The organism is Myxacorys almedinensis A, from assembly GCF_010091945.1.
GTDB classification, from domain to species: Bacteria; Cyanobacteriota; Cyanobacteriia; order Leptolyngbyales; family Leptolyngbyaceae; genus Myxacorys; species Myxacorys almedinensis.
This window is the reverse complement of record NZ_WVIE01000032.1, coordinates 1-15,676: the sequence shown is the minus strand read 5'-3', so window position 1 is coordinate 15,676 and position 15,676 is coordinate 1. Positions and strand designations below refer to the sequence as shown.

Here is a 15,676-nt window from a genome sequence, read left to right as displayed (position 1 = left end):
GGATCTCTGGTTTTTCTCTCGTGCGGGAGAGTTAAGGGCGGCATGGAAAATGCTGAATGTCTTAGGAGACGGTGAACAAAGACAGGGGCGTTGATGCCTCTTAAACGGCTATAACCATTAAGTTACATTAACGATTAAATTAACAATTCATTAAATTACCTATTAAATTGTATAGTGCATTGCCAAAGACAAAAGGCGTGGACTGGCAACATTTTAGAGATCCTCACCTTAAACATTCTCTGAGTATAGGGTGCCAATCATGGGTTTGCGACTAGAGCAGGTTGTTCCTTGGGGGAGATCGTGGGCTGAATATTGCCAAATGTTTGATCTGACGATGGATGACTTAGAGCGCACAATTTTGGATGTAGCGGGCGGTCCTGCCAGCTTTAATGCAGAGATGGCAGGGCAAGGGCGTTCTGTGATTTCTTGTGATCCAATTTATCAGTTTTCGGCAGCAGAAATTGGCAGGCGAATCGAGGAAACCTCACCCGTCATTATTGAGAAGCTTGAGACCTCGCGGGATCAGTTTGTGTGGGCGGGGGTGCGATCGCCAGAACAGTTGGTTGCCACTCGCATGGCAGCGATGCGCCAATTTTTAGATGATTTTCCGACAGGGTTGCAGCAACAGCGGTATTGGGCAGACGCGCTTCCCCATTTGCCCTTCGAGGTTCAGCAGTTTGATTTAGCGTTGAGTTCCCATTTGCTGTTTACGTATTCCGATCAGTTGTCTCTAGAATTTCATCGGGTATCAGTTTTAGAACTGTGCCGCGTTGCGGGTGAGGTGAGGATTTTTCCGCTGTTGATCAACATGACGGGAGAGCGATCGCCGTTTGTATCGCCCGTGATCGAGGCAGTGCGATCGCAGGGTCACCGGGTCGAGATTTGCGCGGTGCCCTACGAATTTCAGAGAGGCGGGAACGAAATGATCAAAATCATCAGTTGCGCTCAACCCTGAAGGTTTCCACCGAGCGCTGCAACTCTTCTGCCACATCCACGGTTTGGCGTAATGCTTTCGACACCTGCCGCGATGACCCAGAGGTGCGCGTCGAGACGTGAGCCACATCTTTTACCAATGCGGTGACCGCATCGGTGGTCTGGGTTTGGGCAGTCATCGCATCTAAGAGCGATCGCACCAGGTCATCAATTTGATTCGATAAATGCACCATATGCACCAGGCTCTGTCTGGAGTTTTTGAGGGAATGGGCACTCTCGACCACCTGAACCGCCGTCTGCCCCATGACGGTGACCACTTCCTGCGTTTGGTGTTGCACCGCTTCCACAATTTTCTCAACGTCGCGCGTTGCGGCTGTCGATCGCGCCGCCAACTCTCCAATTTCAGAAGCTACGATCGCAAAGCCCCGCCCTTGTTCTCCGGCACGAGAGGCTTCCAAACTGGCATTGATGGCTAACACATCCGTTTGCGCGGCCAATTCGTGGATCAGCGACACAATTCGCGCAATCTGTTGAGAAGAGTCTCCCAACTGTTTCACGGTTTTGGTGGCTCCTTCAATCGTCGATCGCAGGGTCATGATACTTTGAACACTCGACTCCATCGCGGTTTCCCCCGTGTGCGCCGCCGCCGAGGCAGATTGAGCCACGATCGCGGCTTGGCGCGCCCGTTCGGTGACCGCCTCCACCGATTCGGTCATCTGCTCGACCGATTCTAAAATCCGAGTGGTTTCGTGGGTTTGGTGCAGCGATTCATCTGCAAGCTGGCGGACAGACGCTTCATTTTCACTCAAGAGGTGATTTACCTGAGTTGCAGAGTGCTGGGCTTTGAGCACAATTTGACGCAAACTTTCAACAATGGTATTAAAAGAATTTGCAACGGTTCCAATATCACCAGAACCAATGCTAGCACGAACCGTTAGATCCCCTCGTGCCACCCCTTGCACTTCGCCTAATAGCTGAATAATTTGCTGTTGCAAGGTTTCTTTTAGCAATTCTGAAGCTTGCAGTGCCTCTTGGCGCTCTCGCAACACCTGCGCCTGATCTAGAGCATAGCCGAGTTGCAGCGCGAGTTGAGACAAAAATCTCAGGTCTGAAGGCTGCCATATCCGAGGAGTAGGCGCATTTTGGCTGAGCAAGGTTTGGGCGCACAGCAACCCCACCAGTTGACCATTTCGGCGGATTGGTACAGCAATTTCGGCATTGATATTTAGATTTCGCAAGTTTTCACGGTAGCGATCGCTGATGTGATCTGCCTTCGCATTCTCAATCGACCAGAGAGTACGTTTTTGATAATGTTCAATCTGGCTTAACCCCAACCAATCCGTAACAGATTTATAAAGGATGCTATCGACGGTATCCGTGATCGACTCAGCGATAATCGTTCCATTGACAGAACCATGATCGAACTGATAGAACATTGTGCGATCGACAACGAGAAATTTGCGAACTTCCTCTAGGGTAGATTGGATAATGTCGTCAGTATTGAGCGATCGCCGGATTTGCATCGTGATATCGCTCACAGCTTGCGCGTCTTTGGCGTAGCGTTCTTGTTGGTATGCTTCATTAGCCAGCGTGGTTTCAGAGCCACGAATGCTGTCTGCCATCTGATTAAACGCGATCGCAAGTTGACCGACTTCATCGCCAGATGAGATCTCCGCGCGCGCCGTGCGATCGCCTTGGGCAAACTGTTCGGTTGCAGACTTGAGATCCTCAAGGGGGTTTATCACCGTGCGGCGGTAGAGGACGCTCCATCCCAAGATCGCTGCCAGCGACGCCAGCAACACCACCAATTCTTGCTGCAAACTTGTTCTTAGCAAACGATTGAGGCTGGTTTCTGGCGTGCCTCGCACCAAAATCGCCGTGGGCGTATTGGTCACAACGGCAGTTGCCCCTTCTAGCGTTTCAACCACTTGGTTAGGCATTGCCCGCGCCGCGATCGTATGGGTTTGATCGCCGATCGAGACACGCTGAGTCACGGTTTCACCCTTGGTCGTGGCAGCCTGAGCCAAAATTGCCGCATCAGAGAGGGGGATGCCCACTTGCAGTTGACCTTGCTCCCCCTGAGCTTGGGAGGTGACTAGGGCAAATTCTCCATTAGCGCGGCGCAGATAAACGCCACTATAGCCGCCGGAAAAGGCAGTTTGCGTCGCGGCTACGATCGCAGGCTTACCGTTGACAATATCGCCAAACACCAGCGCCCCAATCACCTCTTGGCTGTCTCGCTTCTTAACCGGCGTCACCACATATCGAATCAGCGCCTCTTGGTCGGTCACCCCATCGGGCAGGGGGGCACCTTCTTTTTGGAGTTCTTCCCACGAGACCGTTTCGCTTGCTTTGATCTGGCGATTGCTCGCGATCGCAGCTTGGATCAAATTCACCAGGTTTTCAGTTCTGATCGGTTCTTTCGCTCGATTGTTGTTGGCATTGACAATGATTTGCAAATCTTGTCCAACCAGCGTGGCATATTCGATCCGTCGCGCCTTGACTTCATTTTTGAGAATTTGCTTGACCTGATCTTGCAACTCGGTTGGCACCGCGCTTTTGCGCTGATGCAGCGTTGCCACGTCGATGATTGCCCGGTTGTCTGATTGACCCCGCGACCCAAAGCCCATCTGATTAATTTTGAGGTTGTAGTTTGTCTCGGCAACCGCCACTTCGGCAGCCGCTTGAGACCGAAGCTGCGATCGCAAACTACTGGTCAGCACCACGATAGACCCAACGCCCAAGCCTAAAATTGGAATTAGCTCACACACAATTAGGGCAGCAATTTGCTTACGCCCAAGCGGCAAGGTACGAAACCAGGTTAGCCAATCGGAGGTTTTCTGAGAGAAGAACGTACCGGGATTTAGTGTCATAATGTTGCGGGATGATTGCTGCGATTGTTTGAAGCGGCTCGCCCAACTCACCCTCACCCTTTTTGCAGGAGAGAGAACAAGCAGTGGATCGGCACTGTTGCAGTCTAAAGTTGCACTCTAAAAAACGGAAGAGTTTTGTCAGCCAACCACACCCTGCCTGTAGACTTTGTGACCAAAATCTACACCAGATTCAGTTTACATGATATAGCACTGCATATAAATTTTTCGTGCTAATGCTGATCAATTAGCTGTCCTCTAACTGTCTAGCTAGCATTCTAAAGAAGCAAGTAAAATCTATGCGCTGACCGTTTGCCCTAGCGTTTGTAATAATTCTTGCTCATTATAGGGTTTTGAGAAATAAGCCGTTGCGCCCAAGCTTTCTGCTAATTTGCGATGTTTCTCTCCAGTACGCGAGGTGAGCATCACAATGGGAACTTGAGTAAACGTCGGATTGACCTTAGCTTTTGCCAAAAATCCGAACCCGTCTAACCGAGGCATCTCAATATCACACACCACCGCTTGCACCGATAAGCCATCTTCCAATCGTTCTAGGGCATCTTGCCCATCTTTAGCTTGCTCAACCCGGTAACCAGCGCGTTCTAGCGTCAATGCCAAGAACCGACGCACATTAATCGAATCATCGACCACTAAAACGGTTGGCGTAGAACTCTGGGGTAGACTTAGACGCTGCACCCCGGCGGATCGGTAAGACCCAAGCGGATCAAGCGCGTTTTCGCTAGAGCGCTCACAATTGCTGATCCAGCGCAACAATTCTGATGCGTTGATTAGCGGCACAACGCGACCGTTTCCTAAAATGGTGCAGCCACCAAAGCCATAGGGTAGAGCAAGATTGCCCTCGACCCGGCGATTGGTGGCTTCTTGCTCTCCCCAGCAGCGATCGATAGGAATCCCAAATAGCTGATCGCCTTGCCGAATCAGCATCATGCTGGTTGACGAAATGCTAGGCGGCGTCTCGTAGCCGTGGGGCGATCGCGGGCAGTTAAAGTGCAGCCATTTGTGGAGCCGCACCACTTGCACCATCGTGCCTTGCCAGTTGATCACCTCGCTGCCTGCGGTGGTGATGATCGCCTCTGGCTTTAGCAGAAACATTTCAGTCACCACGTCTGTGGGAAACGCGAGTAACATTCCCGCACTCTCCACGAGCAACACGCGAACGGTTGACAGCGTAAAGGGCACCGACAGCGTGAAGGTTGTGCCCCGTCCTGCTTCAGTATTGACGGCAATCTCGCCGCGAATTTGCTTGAGGTTGCTGCGGACAACATCCATACCAACCCCGCGCCCCGACATCGAACTGACTTGCTCTCGCGTGCTAAATCCTGGTTCAAAGATCAGCGATAGTAGCTCTTCTTGACGGGCACCCGCCAACAGAACCGGATCTAGCCCCATGTGCTGAGCGCGATCGCGAATCCGATCGAGGGGAATGCCTTCTCCATCATCTCGAACGGTAATCACGGTGCGGTTTCCCTGCTGAGATGCCTCAATTTCGATCACACCTTCCGGCAATTTGCCTTGCGCTTGGCGAACGGTTGGCGTTTCAATCCCGTGATCAAACGCATTACGGAGCAGATGCATCAGGGGATCGTTGAGCGTTTCGAGAATGTTGCGATCGATAAGGGTGCCCCCACCGATAATATTGAGCCTGACCTGTTTACCATACTGCAACGACCATTCTCGAACGGCGCGGGGAAAGCGATCAGCGACATCAGAAAGCGGACGCATTCTCAGTTGTGTCAACCCGGCTTGCATCTGCTTTGCCGTTTTCGTTAACCCCCGATAGGCTTGTTCGCTGTCGTCAAGGCTCAGTTCAATATCCTCGGCAACTTCTTGCAACTGCACGATCGTTTCCATCACCTGCTGAGACTGGAGATTGAGATCGGTGTATTGATCTAGCTCTAGGAGGTCAAAGCCCGATCGCGAATGACCATTTCGCACGACCAAGCTCGAACTCGTTTCAGTGATGGCGACACGCTGGCTCAGCCCTGAAATCGAAATTTTGTCGTACGCTGTCCGCAGTTTGGCGTTCACCGCATCCAGGGTTTGAATGCGATCGCGCAAGCCCTGCGCCAACGTTCTCAACTGCTTGAGATACAGATCAATGCCGTTGCGATCGATGGTGAGTTCACCAAACAGATCATTCAACAGGTTGAGTTGGCGAGCCGGAACGCGAACCGTAATATCTTGATCGTCGTCGGCTCCGGCATCCGCTTCTAAAACTTTGAAATCTGAAACTTGGGATTCGCCAAAGAATGGAATTGCGTCAGAAGTCGGCTGATAGTCGGTATAGCCATCGTCGCTCACGGCTACCGTTTCGGTCGATAAAATATCGGTATACCAATCTACCGATTCGCCAACGGGAGAACAGATCGAGTCGTTCTCAGCAGGGACAGCTTCTGCGGGGTTGATCGCAACGTCAAGGATGGGTTCGTCGGTAAAGTAGCCTGCGATCGGGTCTAGGCGCGAATCGATGGCATAGACAAACGTCTCACCCTCAATATCAGTGGGGATTTGATCATAACGCCCCGACAGAACACTGGTCTGAGCGTGTCGCCAAGCTTGTAGCGTTTGCTGAGCAAAGGCACCGATGTTATCAATGTCATTCTCTAAGCGTTGCGTCACCGATTCACACAACTGAGTAAAGGCTGACAATTGCAGCATTTCTCCTAATCCTCCTAATTCTTGCGCGAGAATAGCAAGCTCCTCTCGCAAACAAGGCTGCATCGGGGTTGCAACGACCGCTTCCAAGCGTTGCAAACAGCCTTCTACTTCGGTTTCAAACAAGAGCGGAATGATCTCCTGTCCATCTTCCGGAGAGAGAATTGAGCCAGCATTCTCATCTTGGGGATCGCCTAACTGCTCGTGCAACTGATCGAAAATGGGCGTCACCTCAGCCGCTAACCAAGCGGGATGGATCGCTGGAGGGCGGGCATGGGGGTGGGCAAGAAAGGTGCGATCGCGCTCAATCACCTGACGTAAGCCCGTGAGCGCTGAGAGCAGCAAATTTTCAAGCTGAACAGGAGGCGCAGCACCAGCAGAGTTGTGGGCAGCGCTAAAGGTTTTGTCTACTTTCAGCACCTTCAGAAAATCTTCCAGACGATGGGCTAGGGCACTCAGCACCTCAAACCCCATCATGCCTGCGCCGCCTTTGATCGAGTGGGCAGCACGCAGGGCAGCGTTCATTTTCTGAGCATCAACGTGGTGATCAGCAAGTCCTAAAATTGTGCGGTCTAGCGTATCTAGATATTCTTGGGCTTCATCTAGAAATTGACGACGAATTTCAAGCTCTTTGTCCTGTGACATTGTGATGATTTGGGTGACGGTTGGAACGGTATGACAAGGAGAAGGATAGCTGCCCTACTCCTTTTCGGAGGGGAAGAAACTGACAGGAGCAGAGCTACCAAATTTACGGGCATAACACGGGAATAGTGCGGGCATAACGGAACAATCGGCTCAATAAGGGCAAGGCTTTCAGTTGCTAGCTCACCTTGAAGGTGCCGACCGATTCTTGAAGCTCTCGCGCAATTTCTACCGTTTGCCGGATCGATTGAGAAACCTGCATGGTTGATTCGGACGTTCGTCCTGCCGATCGCACAATGTCTTGCATGAGGGTAGTCACCGCTTGAGACGTTTCGACCTGAGAGACCGTCGCGTTTGAGATCGAGCCAACCAGTTGGTCAATTTCCTGAGAGACCGTGAGGATCTGCTCTAAGCTAAATTTGGCGTTATCCACCAAGCGCGTTCCCTCTACCACCTGAGTGGTTCCCTGTTCCATCGCTTCTACCACCTCCGAGGTTTCGCGCTGAATCGTTGCCACAATTTGTTCAATATCGCGGGTCGCCGCCGCCGATCGCGCTGCCAGTTCACCCACTTCTTCGGCGACCACTGCAAACCCCTGACTGTCTTCCCCGGCTCGTGCCGCCTCGATCCCAGCGTTGATGGCGAGGAGGTTGGTTTGCACCGCAATTTGATTGATCAGCGACACCACTTTAGAGATCTGCTGAGACGACTCGCCCAACCGTTTTACTTTTTTCGCCGTTTCGCCGATCGTTTCGCGTAATCCTAAAATATTTTGCACGGTAAGCTCCATGGCTACACCGCCTGCTTCTGCGGTTGAGAAAGCAGATTTGGCAACCGCAGCCGCTTGTCTGGCGCTAGAAGATACAGCTTGAATTGACTGCACCATCTGCTGCACCGAATTTAGCGTCCGATTTGTTTCTTCGGCTTGCTGCATGGCGGTTTCTGACAGTTGACGAACCGACTGTTCATCATCGCCCAACGAAGCATTGACCTGACCTGCCGCCTCTTTCACTTGAGTGACAATCTGCCGCAAGCTCTCTACGATCGAGTTAAAGAAGTCGGCAACTGTACCGATTTCATCTGCCGTCACATCCGCACGAACGGTGAGATCTCCAGATACTGCCCCTTCGACTTCTCCTAAAAGTTGGATCAACTGCATTTGCAGATCTTCTTTTTGCTGCCGTTGTTCATCCGATAGCGTTTCTGCGACGTGGCGGGCAGCCTCGGCTTGGCTTAGCAAGTGGGCTTCGTCTATGGCATAGCCGATCTGGGCCGCTAGCTGCCCAAACAATTCGAGTTCTTCGGGCGTCCAGTGCCGCGTAGATGAACATTGGTGAGCGCAGAGCAACCCGACCACCTCTTTGTTTTGCAAAATGGGAGCCACGATATTGGCTTGCACCTGCAAGCGCTCTAAAATTTGGCAGTGACAGTGACTTAGCTTGGCGCTTTGAACGTCTTCAACTGACCAAACGCGCCCATCTTTGTAGCGATCGATGGCTCCTGGCTCTAGCGGATCGTCGATAATTTTGCCCAATCCTCTGATCCAGCCTGGGGCGATCGATTCTGCAACGATCGTGCCGCTGAGATAGTCAGGATTGAAGGTATAGATAACGACCCGTTCGGTTTTGAGAAAGCCACGGACATCATTAACGGTGGTTTGGAAGATATCGTCAACGGTGAGCGATCGCCGAATTTTGGTGATCACCTCGCTGAGAAACTGCGATCGCTGGACGCTCTGGGCCTGATTGTGCAACAGCACCTGCAACTGGTCAGCCATGCCATTAATGTGGTTGCCCAAACTCGCCAACTCATCGCTACCTCTGACCGTGAGACGAGTATCGAGCTTGCCTGATCCCAAATCTTGCACCGCCGTGGTCGCCGCCAAAATCGGGCGAGTAGCACGGTTGGCTAGCCACGCCGCCAATAGCCCAGTCAGCACCATGACAGCACCCGTTCCCAACACAAAGGTGAGCAATAGCTGTCGCTGGGGGGCAAAGGCAACCTCTGTCGGCGTTCCCAACACCGTACCCCAATTGAGGTCTGGAACGGTGTCGTTTCCTGCCCACGGCACGTAGCTGGCAAACAACTGTTCTTGCTCGGTTTGGATGCGGCGCTCAAGCACGCGAGTGCTAATGCTGCGACGAGACTGAATCGCCGAAAACTGGCTGTACACCGAAGAGGCAGGCTGCCCGATCAGTGCCTCTTGGGAGGAGAGGAAGATTTGATTACTGCCGTCAAGCACGCTAAATTCTGAATTGGATCTGGTATAGTCGCGCAACTGCTCAGTTAAACTGCGAACCGGCAGCACCGCCCGAACGATGCCGAGCTTTCTGCCCCCGCCAGACTCTCTGATTGGGGCAGTCAGATAAATCACATACGGCCCCGTTAGATTGGCGCGGACTGGGCGGCTAATCAGAACTTTGTTAGCGTCGATCGCGGCTTTAAAGTAGGCCTGCTCTGATTGACTCAGAATCGTTTGTTGATCGCTTTGCAGCGTGGCATTGCCCTTTAGATCAAACACGGTAATATTGTCGTATGCCTTGTACGCTTCAACAAAGCGTTCTAAAACCGCTTCCTTCTCGGTGGATGAGGTGGCATCCCGCAGAATGGGATTGGTCAAGATCGGCAAGCTCGACAGCACCTGGATGTCTCCATGCCGTTCTGCCATAAACGATGCCAACTTTTGGCTGAGCGTTAGGGCACTGTTTTCTTTAGTTTCTCTGATTTGTAAGGTGATGGATCGATTGGCTAATCGGTAAGCGATCGCGCCGATCCCTAGCACCGGGAGTGTCGCGATCGCAATGGCAAGGGCGGTTGCTTTCGTCCGAAACCCAAGCCGTTTGATACGCTGAAACACAGTCGGTGCTGGATGGGGCAGATCGCGATTAGCCGCAATTAGGGCAGGGCGAGCCATCTCGCTTTTCGGGGGAGTCATGTTGTCAACCTCAACCGCGTCAGAAATTGGTGGAACAGCACCATTCTCAGCAGCATAGCCACTCTGGGTTTTGTCAAATTGATCGACCATGGGATTGTAAAGTGATAGGACGGGAGCTAAGAGTAGAATGCGTAAGACAGCAGAAATGCATCAAGCCTGATGAGCAAATTGAATGATTAGAGCAATCAACTATTAGATTTTTATGAATGATGAATTCATGATTTATACAAGCTCTTATTCATCGGCATTAGCCTGCAAAATTGGAGCTTGTAAAATCGCTTCTCCATCTAGCAAAAAAACAATGTCTTGAGACTGAAGCATACAGCCTCGCGCATAGGGAATTAGCCCCTTGATTACGTCGCTGGGTAAAGGTTGGACATGGGCGGGCTGCACCCAAGAGATAGTGCCAACTTGGCGAACTGCCAGAGCGATCGCTGATCCCCCCGTGCGAACAATCACAATGTCGTACTGCTGGGGGCTGTAGTCGAGGACGCCCACTCCAAGCAAAAGCGCCAAATCTACCACCCACAAAACTCGGCTGCGACGATGCATCAGTCCGAGAATGCCCACCGGTAAATTGGGAATTGGGGTTAGCTGAGACGTAGGCAAAACCAGCACTTCTTGTACCTGTTTCATAATCAGTCCTGCCTGCACGCCAAGACTGACTTCAAATTTGAGATACGCCTCACCTAAATTCTTGCGAGTCTGGTCTGTTGTCACGCTCAGGGCTGAAGACTTAACCACCTCAACCTCCCACCGATTGAACGGTACGAATCAATTTCTCGCGGGTAAACGGCTTCGTAATGTAGGCATCTGCGCCTTGGCGCATTCCCCACAAGCGATCGATGTCTTGCCCTTTGGATGTACAGATAATAATGGGGACTTTCTGGGTTTCAGGATTTTTCTTGAGATTGCGACATAGCTCAAACCCGCTCATTCCGGGCATGACGACATCCGTAACAATAACATCGGGTTTTAGCTCGATGGCTTTATTCAGCGCTTCTTTCGCGGTTACTGCACCGATCACGCTGTACCCTCCTTCTCGAAGATAATGGCTGAGTAGTTCCATTTCTGAAGGGGTGTCTTCGACAACCAAAACGGTTCCCATCAAGGTTAAGCTCATGATTTTTCAGGCGTTTAGCTAACGGTGGAATAGGACGGGTCAGAGCATGGTCAAACCAGCAATGGAGCAGAATTAAGATTCGTCTTTGATCCCTAAGAACTTAAACACGGTGCTTACCAACTCTGGCTGCGTGAAAGGTTTGGTTAAGTAGCCGGATGCACCCACTAACTTGGCTTTCGCCCGATCGATAAATCCCGTATGCCCTGTCACCATGACGATGGGTGTTTGCTTGAAACTGGGATGCCGACGCAGCAGCGAACATAGCTCGTATCCGTCGAGATTTGGCATCCCGACATCTAGCAGAATGATGTCTGGTTTTGTCCGCATGATTTGCATCAAGGCTTTGACAGGATCATTGATCATCACAACAGCGACGCCGGAATCATTGAGAAAGCTGCTGATGGCTTGCAAGATGGTTGGGCTGTCGTCGATGCAGGCGATCGTATGGCGGGATTTGGGTTCGGTTGGCGCTCCTGCCCCAGTAGGAACGGCTGGGCGAGGCATCGTCGCGCCCCTCGGCTCCGGTCGCGATGAGGCGCGAGGGGCACGGGTATGACAATGTTCGACGATTTGGCGCAAATCTAGCTGGCATAGGTTTGGGTAGTGAGCGATCGCGGTTTTTGCCGTCAGTTCGTACATGCCCTCTGTAATGGTTAAGAAGGGTTGCAGGGCATCTTTTGCGATCGCATCGATCAACCCTGTCGCCTGAGGAGGGGTCAAATAATGCTGCTCTATTAACCAGCAAATCGCCTGATAGTCAGCACTACTAGACGCTGGCGAAGTGGGCTGGCTCTCAAACTGCCGCCGCAGTTGGGCGTAGTCGAGCCGGCTTAAGGCTGGAGCTTGGTTGCTCAACTGAGTCAGGTGTTGGTAGAGCCGATCAAACGGCGCGATCGAGTTGGTCGCATACGCGAGTTTGCCCCGATCGAGGTAGAGCAACCATGATGCTGACTCGCTTACCACCTGCAAACAGCCATCTACTTGACGGCTGATCAGTTGAGCCAACAAACTCAGGGGCTGGAGTCGTTGAAACGGTCGATGACTAACCATAAAGAACAGTATCGATTGAGAAACTCTTGAAACCTAATGCAAGCAATCTTCGCATTTATAAATAGAGGCTTGCTCCCATCTATTTTCAGCAGATGACCGACAAGAACCCTGACAAACAAGACTTCTTGCAGATTACCAGTAATGCGAAAAACAGAGTGAACTTGATAGAAACTTGATGAACAAAAAGGTGCTCTTTATCATAAGAGAAGTTTAAAAAAACGGACGAAAAATAACTATTTTCAACTAAAAAATAGTTTTCGCTATAACCTACTTTTTCTCCCCGTTTTAGCAAGCATAGGTCAGCCAATTAGCTCCACACAAACCAATGCTGGGGAGACCACTTCAGCTATTTGAGTTTGATGAACCATACCTCCTCGGTGATCATGAGACGCCTGGATGAGAGAGAGGGGCAACAGGGATGAAACTTAAGGTATTGATCATCGCATCAGTAGTTCAGTAGCAATGCAACAAGCAGGATATCAAAATTGCAGTTTTTTGATTTATCAACAGTTAAACACTGTCAGTACTGAGAATCACCACTAGATTACTGTTTACTACCTCAAATAACAAGCTCTGGAACTAGAATTGTAAGCTTAATGTGCCGAAAGATACTAAAAACTTGCGTTTTGCTAAGGCGAGATCTTGGCATAAGCCAAACCAGAGAGACTTTTTAGGGGTTTTAGCCTCGATAGAGAACTTACGATCGCAGCAATTAAAAAAGCAATTAATAATAAGTAGAAGCGACCAGTTGGCTCACCCAAACCGCGCATATTTTTATAACATGTTGTATTTTTTACATTTATTTTCTCAGTACTTAGTGGTAATAAAAGCTACCCTATTGTAGTCGCTTATTAGAAGTAATATTTAATACAAGAACTGAAGAGTTTTAAGCGGAGGCGAGTTGACATCAACTCCTCAAATGTCAGTCTTAATTACAAAACTTTGTATCAAATTGCTGAGAAAGATTAACTATTACTGCGATCGCTATTGCAGCCTCACCATTCCTTGGTAAAAAATCATTTAAACAGATTTTTATATTTCAGAGGAGAAACTCCATTGATTACTACGTTGCTCACTGTTACACCCAGAGCCTTTGAATGGACTCCGACTGTTGGCATCATCATGATTCTCTGTAATGTTGTCGCGATCGCGTTTGCCAAATACACAATGAAGAATCCGAGTGCAGAACCCCAAATTCCAGCGGGGAATCTATTTGGTGGGTTTGGCTTGCCTGCTATCCTTGCTAGCACGTCCTTTGGTCACGTTTTAGGAGCAGGTGTGATTCTGGGTCTGTCAAATATAGGCGTGCTGTAGCGTCTCTTGGTTCCACAGTTCAGATTGCTTTACGGTCAGGGATACAAATCTCTGACTTTTTTACGTAGGTTTGAAGGGAATGCTATTTTTCAGGGCGATTTACTTACTAAAATCGGTAACAACCCAATCCAATCAGTCGGAGGCGTTATCTGATGATGGTTCGAGCCTTGTTTCAAGCCGCCAACGTCGAAGGAGTCAACCCTCCTTATGACACTCTTCATCTGAAAGTGTTTTACCCAGCCCACCTGTCGGGCAGCGATCGCGAACAAGACATGGGAGAGGTGCCCGCAGACCCACAACTGGCTCCCTTTGCGATCGTGATTTTGTTTAACGGAGTCAACTGTGCAGCCGATGGCTATCAATGGCTTGCCGTCAAGCTTGCAGAACGGGGACTGGTGGTGGTGATCTTTACGTGGGTTGCCGAAAACCTTCCGGGCGTGGTTGCCCTAACTCCTGGGGTTGACATTCACAAGTGGTTTCCAGGGGTTTACGGCACAGCGCCCACCGCTTCTGCCCTACCAGCGCTGCTTGCCAAGTTAGAAGCGTTGCAGGCAAACGGCACTCTTGCAGGATTGCTAGACTTACAGCGGATTATTTTAGGCGGTCATTCTGCCGGAGGAAGAGTGGCGATCGAAAACGCCAATCCGGAATTTTTCCCGCAAGTGGTCGCCTCATTTGCTTACGCCGCTCATAGTGCCGCTCCGGTGCAGATTGGCTATGATGCAGGCACGATTTTACCTTTACCGGATGCCTTACCGTTACTGCTGATGGGAGGCACTTGCGACGGGGTAATTGCCAATAGTGGCGATCGCTATGGCATGGTTTGGGAGACCCCAATCACTCCGGTCTTGCGAACGTTTCGAGAAGCGATCGCGGGAGGGCGAGGGGACAGCTACTTAGTTTTGCTCGAAGGAGCCAATCATTTCTCGGTTGTCGATCCGTTTGATGCTACAACAGGTCGAGCTTTTCTAGATTTTGCCGCCGCTCAACCCGCAGAGCAAACTCGGTCAGTCGTGGCAGAAGCGGTTTGTTTGTTTATTGATGCTCATGTTCGTCACCAAACTGGAGCGATGGAAGCGCTGCATCAACGGCTCACCTCTGATGATGTCGCGATTAGCGCCAGGCGCAACTCCGAAGGAATCGCAAGTTTTGAGCGCAAATAGGACTCGAATCGCGATGTTAGTGTCAACGGCGATCATGCCACGTCTCCTCTACTCCGCGACGGATTGCATCTTCCATTTCCTCTAAACTGACAGGCGTTCCATTGTGCTTGAGACACCCCGCGACAGCATCTAAAGCCGTTTCTGCAAATGGCGTTTTAGGTTTGAGGAGAATCCCGTCTCCAGTATCGATCGCGACAAATTCTTGTCCTACCTCCCATTGATGTATCTCGCGCAGTACTTGAGGAATGGTTACTTGACCGTCGCTAGATAATGTTGTCGTTTCCATAAGCGATAGTGAAAAGTAAGAGATACGTAGGATTTTAGCAAGACTGCCGAGCAGCCTTTATCAGGGCGAGTTCGGGTTCGGCAGATCTAGCAGGTTTTCTTTCAATAAGCAATTTTATTCACAACAAATACCGCTTTAGTCCAAGAGTCTCTCCTGAACAAGATTCACGAGATCCTTAACAGTGTCCCACCCATCCTCTGCTACATCGTCCGGTATCTCAATATCAAACTCTTCTTCCAGTGCCATCAAAAGTTCTACCCGGTCTAATTCGTCCATACCTAGATCATTCGCTAAGCTGCTGTCCAAATCAACTCTATTCTTATCTACCTGCAACTGCTCAATGACTATTTTCTGAACTCTTGCAGGAATGTCCGCTTTGAGTGCATCCCTACGACGAGCTTTCTCAGCCAAACGCTCTTTATCAGCAGCTACCTGATATTTCATGACTTCAATTCTAAAATCAACTAGATCTCGTATCGTGTATAAATCAACTTTATGCCCGCTCTGGCTGTAGACTTTTGTAGCTAACTTCCACACGGTCTGATCGCGATTAGCTTCAAGTGATTTAAGCCCTTCCTCCGTCGTAACGGGTACAATTTCGTCTAAGTAACCTGAGTTCGGGATAAGGAAGGGGCAAAACAGATAGGGTGAAAGTGCTAACTTCTCATCCATCTGAAATTACCC

The 15,676-nt window shown here is 50.5% G+C and carries 11 protein-coding genes; 3 read left to right on the top strand and 8 right to left on the bottom strand.

Annotation, left to right across the window (positions count from 1 at the left end; translation table 11 throughout):
• Positions 1 to 259: 259 nt before the first annotated feature.
• Positions 260 to 955 (top strand): SAM-dependent methyltransferase, encoded by a 696-nt coding sequence (locus GS601_RS19925; protein WP_162425043.1) that lies wholly within the window; start codon positions 260 to 262, stop codon positions 953 to 955.
• Here GS601_RS19925 and GS601_RS19920 read toward each other — a convergent pair.
• From GS601_RS19920 to GS601_RS19895, 6 genes are all read right to left on the bottom strand, one after another.
• Positions 936 to 3,806, bottom strand: a complete 2,871-nt coding sequence (locus GS601_RS19920; protein WP_162425042.1) for a methyl-accepting chemotaxis protein — start codon at positions 3,804 to 3,806, stop codon at positions 936 to 938. The genes GS601_RS19925 and GS601_RS19920 overlap by 20 nt on opposite strands.
• A gap of 294 nt (positions 3,807 to 4,100) precedes the next feature.
• The gene (locus tag GS601_RS19915) at positions 4,101 to 7,124 is read right to left on the bottom strand and encodes a hybrid sensor histidine kinase/response regulator (protein ID WP_162425041.1); all 3,024 of its coding nucleotides are present in this window, start codon (positions 7,122 to 7,124) and stop codon (positions 4,101 to 4,103) included.
• A gap of 175 nt (positions 7,125 to 7,299) precedes the next feature.
• Positions 7,300 to 10,146: a methyl-accepting chemotaxis protein gene (locus tag GS601_RS19910; protein ID WP_238393399.1), complete on the bottom strand. Its 2,847-nt coding sequence runs from the start codon at positions 10,144 to 10,146 to the stop codon at positions 7,300 to 7,302.
• Between the two features lie 144 nt (positions 10,147 to 10,290).
• A complete protein-coding gene (locus tag GS601_RS19905) occupies positions 10,291 to 10,800 on the bottom strand; it encodes a chemotaxis protein CheW (RefSeq protein ID WP_162425040.1) in 510 nt (169 codons plus the stop codon).
• Between the two features lies 1 nt (position 10,801).
• A complete protein-coding gene (locus GS601_RS19900; protein WP_162425039.1) occupies positions 10,802 to 11,179 on the bottom strand; it encodes a response regulator transcription factor in 378 nt (125 codons plus the stop codon).
• A 72-nt stretch (positions 11,180 to 11,251) separates the two neighbouring features.
• On the bottom strand, positions 11,252 to 12,229 hold the full coding sequence (locus GS601_RS19895) for a response regulator (RefSeq protein WP_162425038.1): 978 nt from the start codon (positions 12,227 to 12,229) through the stop codon (positions 11,252 to 11,254).
• Between the two features lie 1,056 nt (positions 12,230 to 13,285).
• On the opposite strand from GS601_RS19895, the gene psaK reads away from it, so the two are divergent.
• On the top strand, positions 13,286 to 13,543 hold the full coding sequence (psaK, locus tag GS601_RS19890; RefSeq protein WP_238393398.1) for a photosystem I reaction center subunit PsaK: 258 nt from the start codon (positions 13,286 to 13,288) through the stop codon (positions 13,541 to 13,543).
• Positions 13,544 to 13,695: 152 nt separating this feature from the next.
• Positions 13,696 to 14,706: an alpha/beta hydrolase gene (locus GS601_RS19885; RefSeq protein WP_162425037.1), complete on the top strand. Its 1,011-nt coding sequence runs from the start codon at positions 13,696 to 13,698 to the stop codon at positions 14,704 to 14,706.
• A gap of 22 nt (positions 14,707 to 14,728) precedes the next feature.
• On the opposite strand, the gene GS601_RS19880 is transcribed toward GS601_RS19885, so the two are convergent.
• Positions 14,729 to 14,992, bottom strand: a complete 264-nt coding sequence (locus GS601_RS19880; RefSeq protein WP_162425036.1) for an AbrB/MazE/SpoVT family DNA-binding domain-containing protein — start codon at positions 14,990 to 14,992, stop codon at positions 14,729 to 14,731.
• Positions 14,993 to 15,127: 135 nt separating this feature from the next.
• Positions 15,128 to 15,664 carry an acyl carrier protein gene (gene acpP, locus GS601_RS24050; protein WP_476638898.1) on the bottom strand — a complete coding sequence of 179 codons (537 nt, stop codon included), beginning with the start codon at positions 15,662 to 15,664 and terminating at the stop codon, positions 15,128 to 15,130.
• Positions 15,665 to 15,676: the final 12 nt, after the last annotated feature.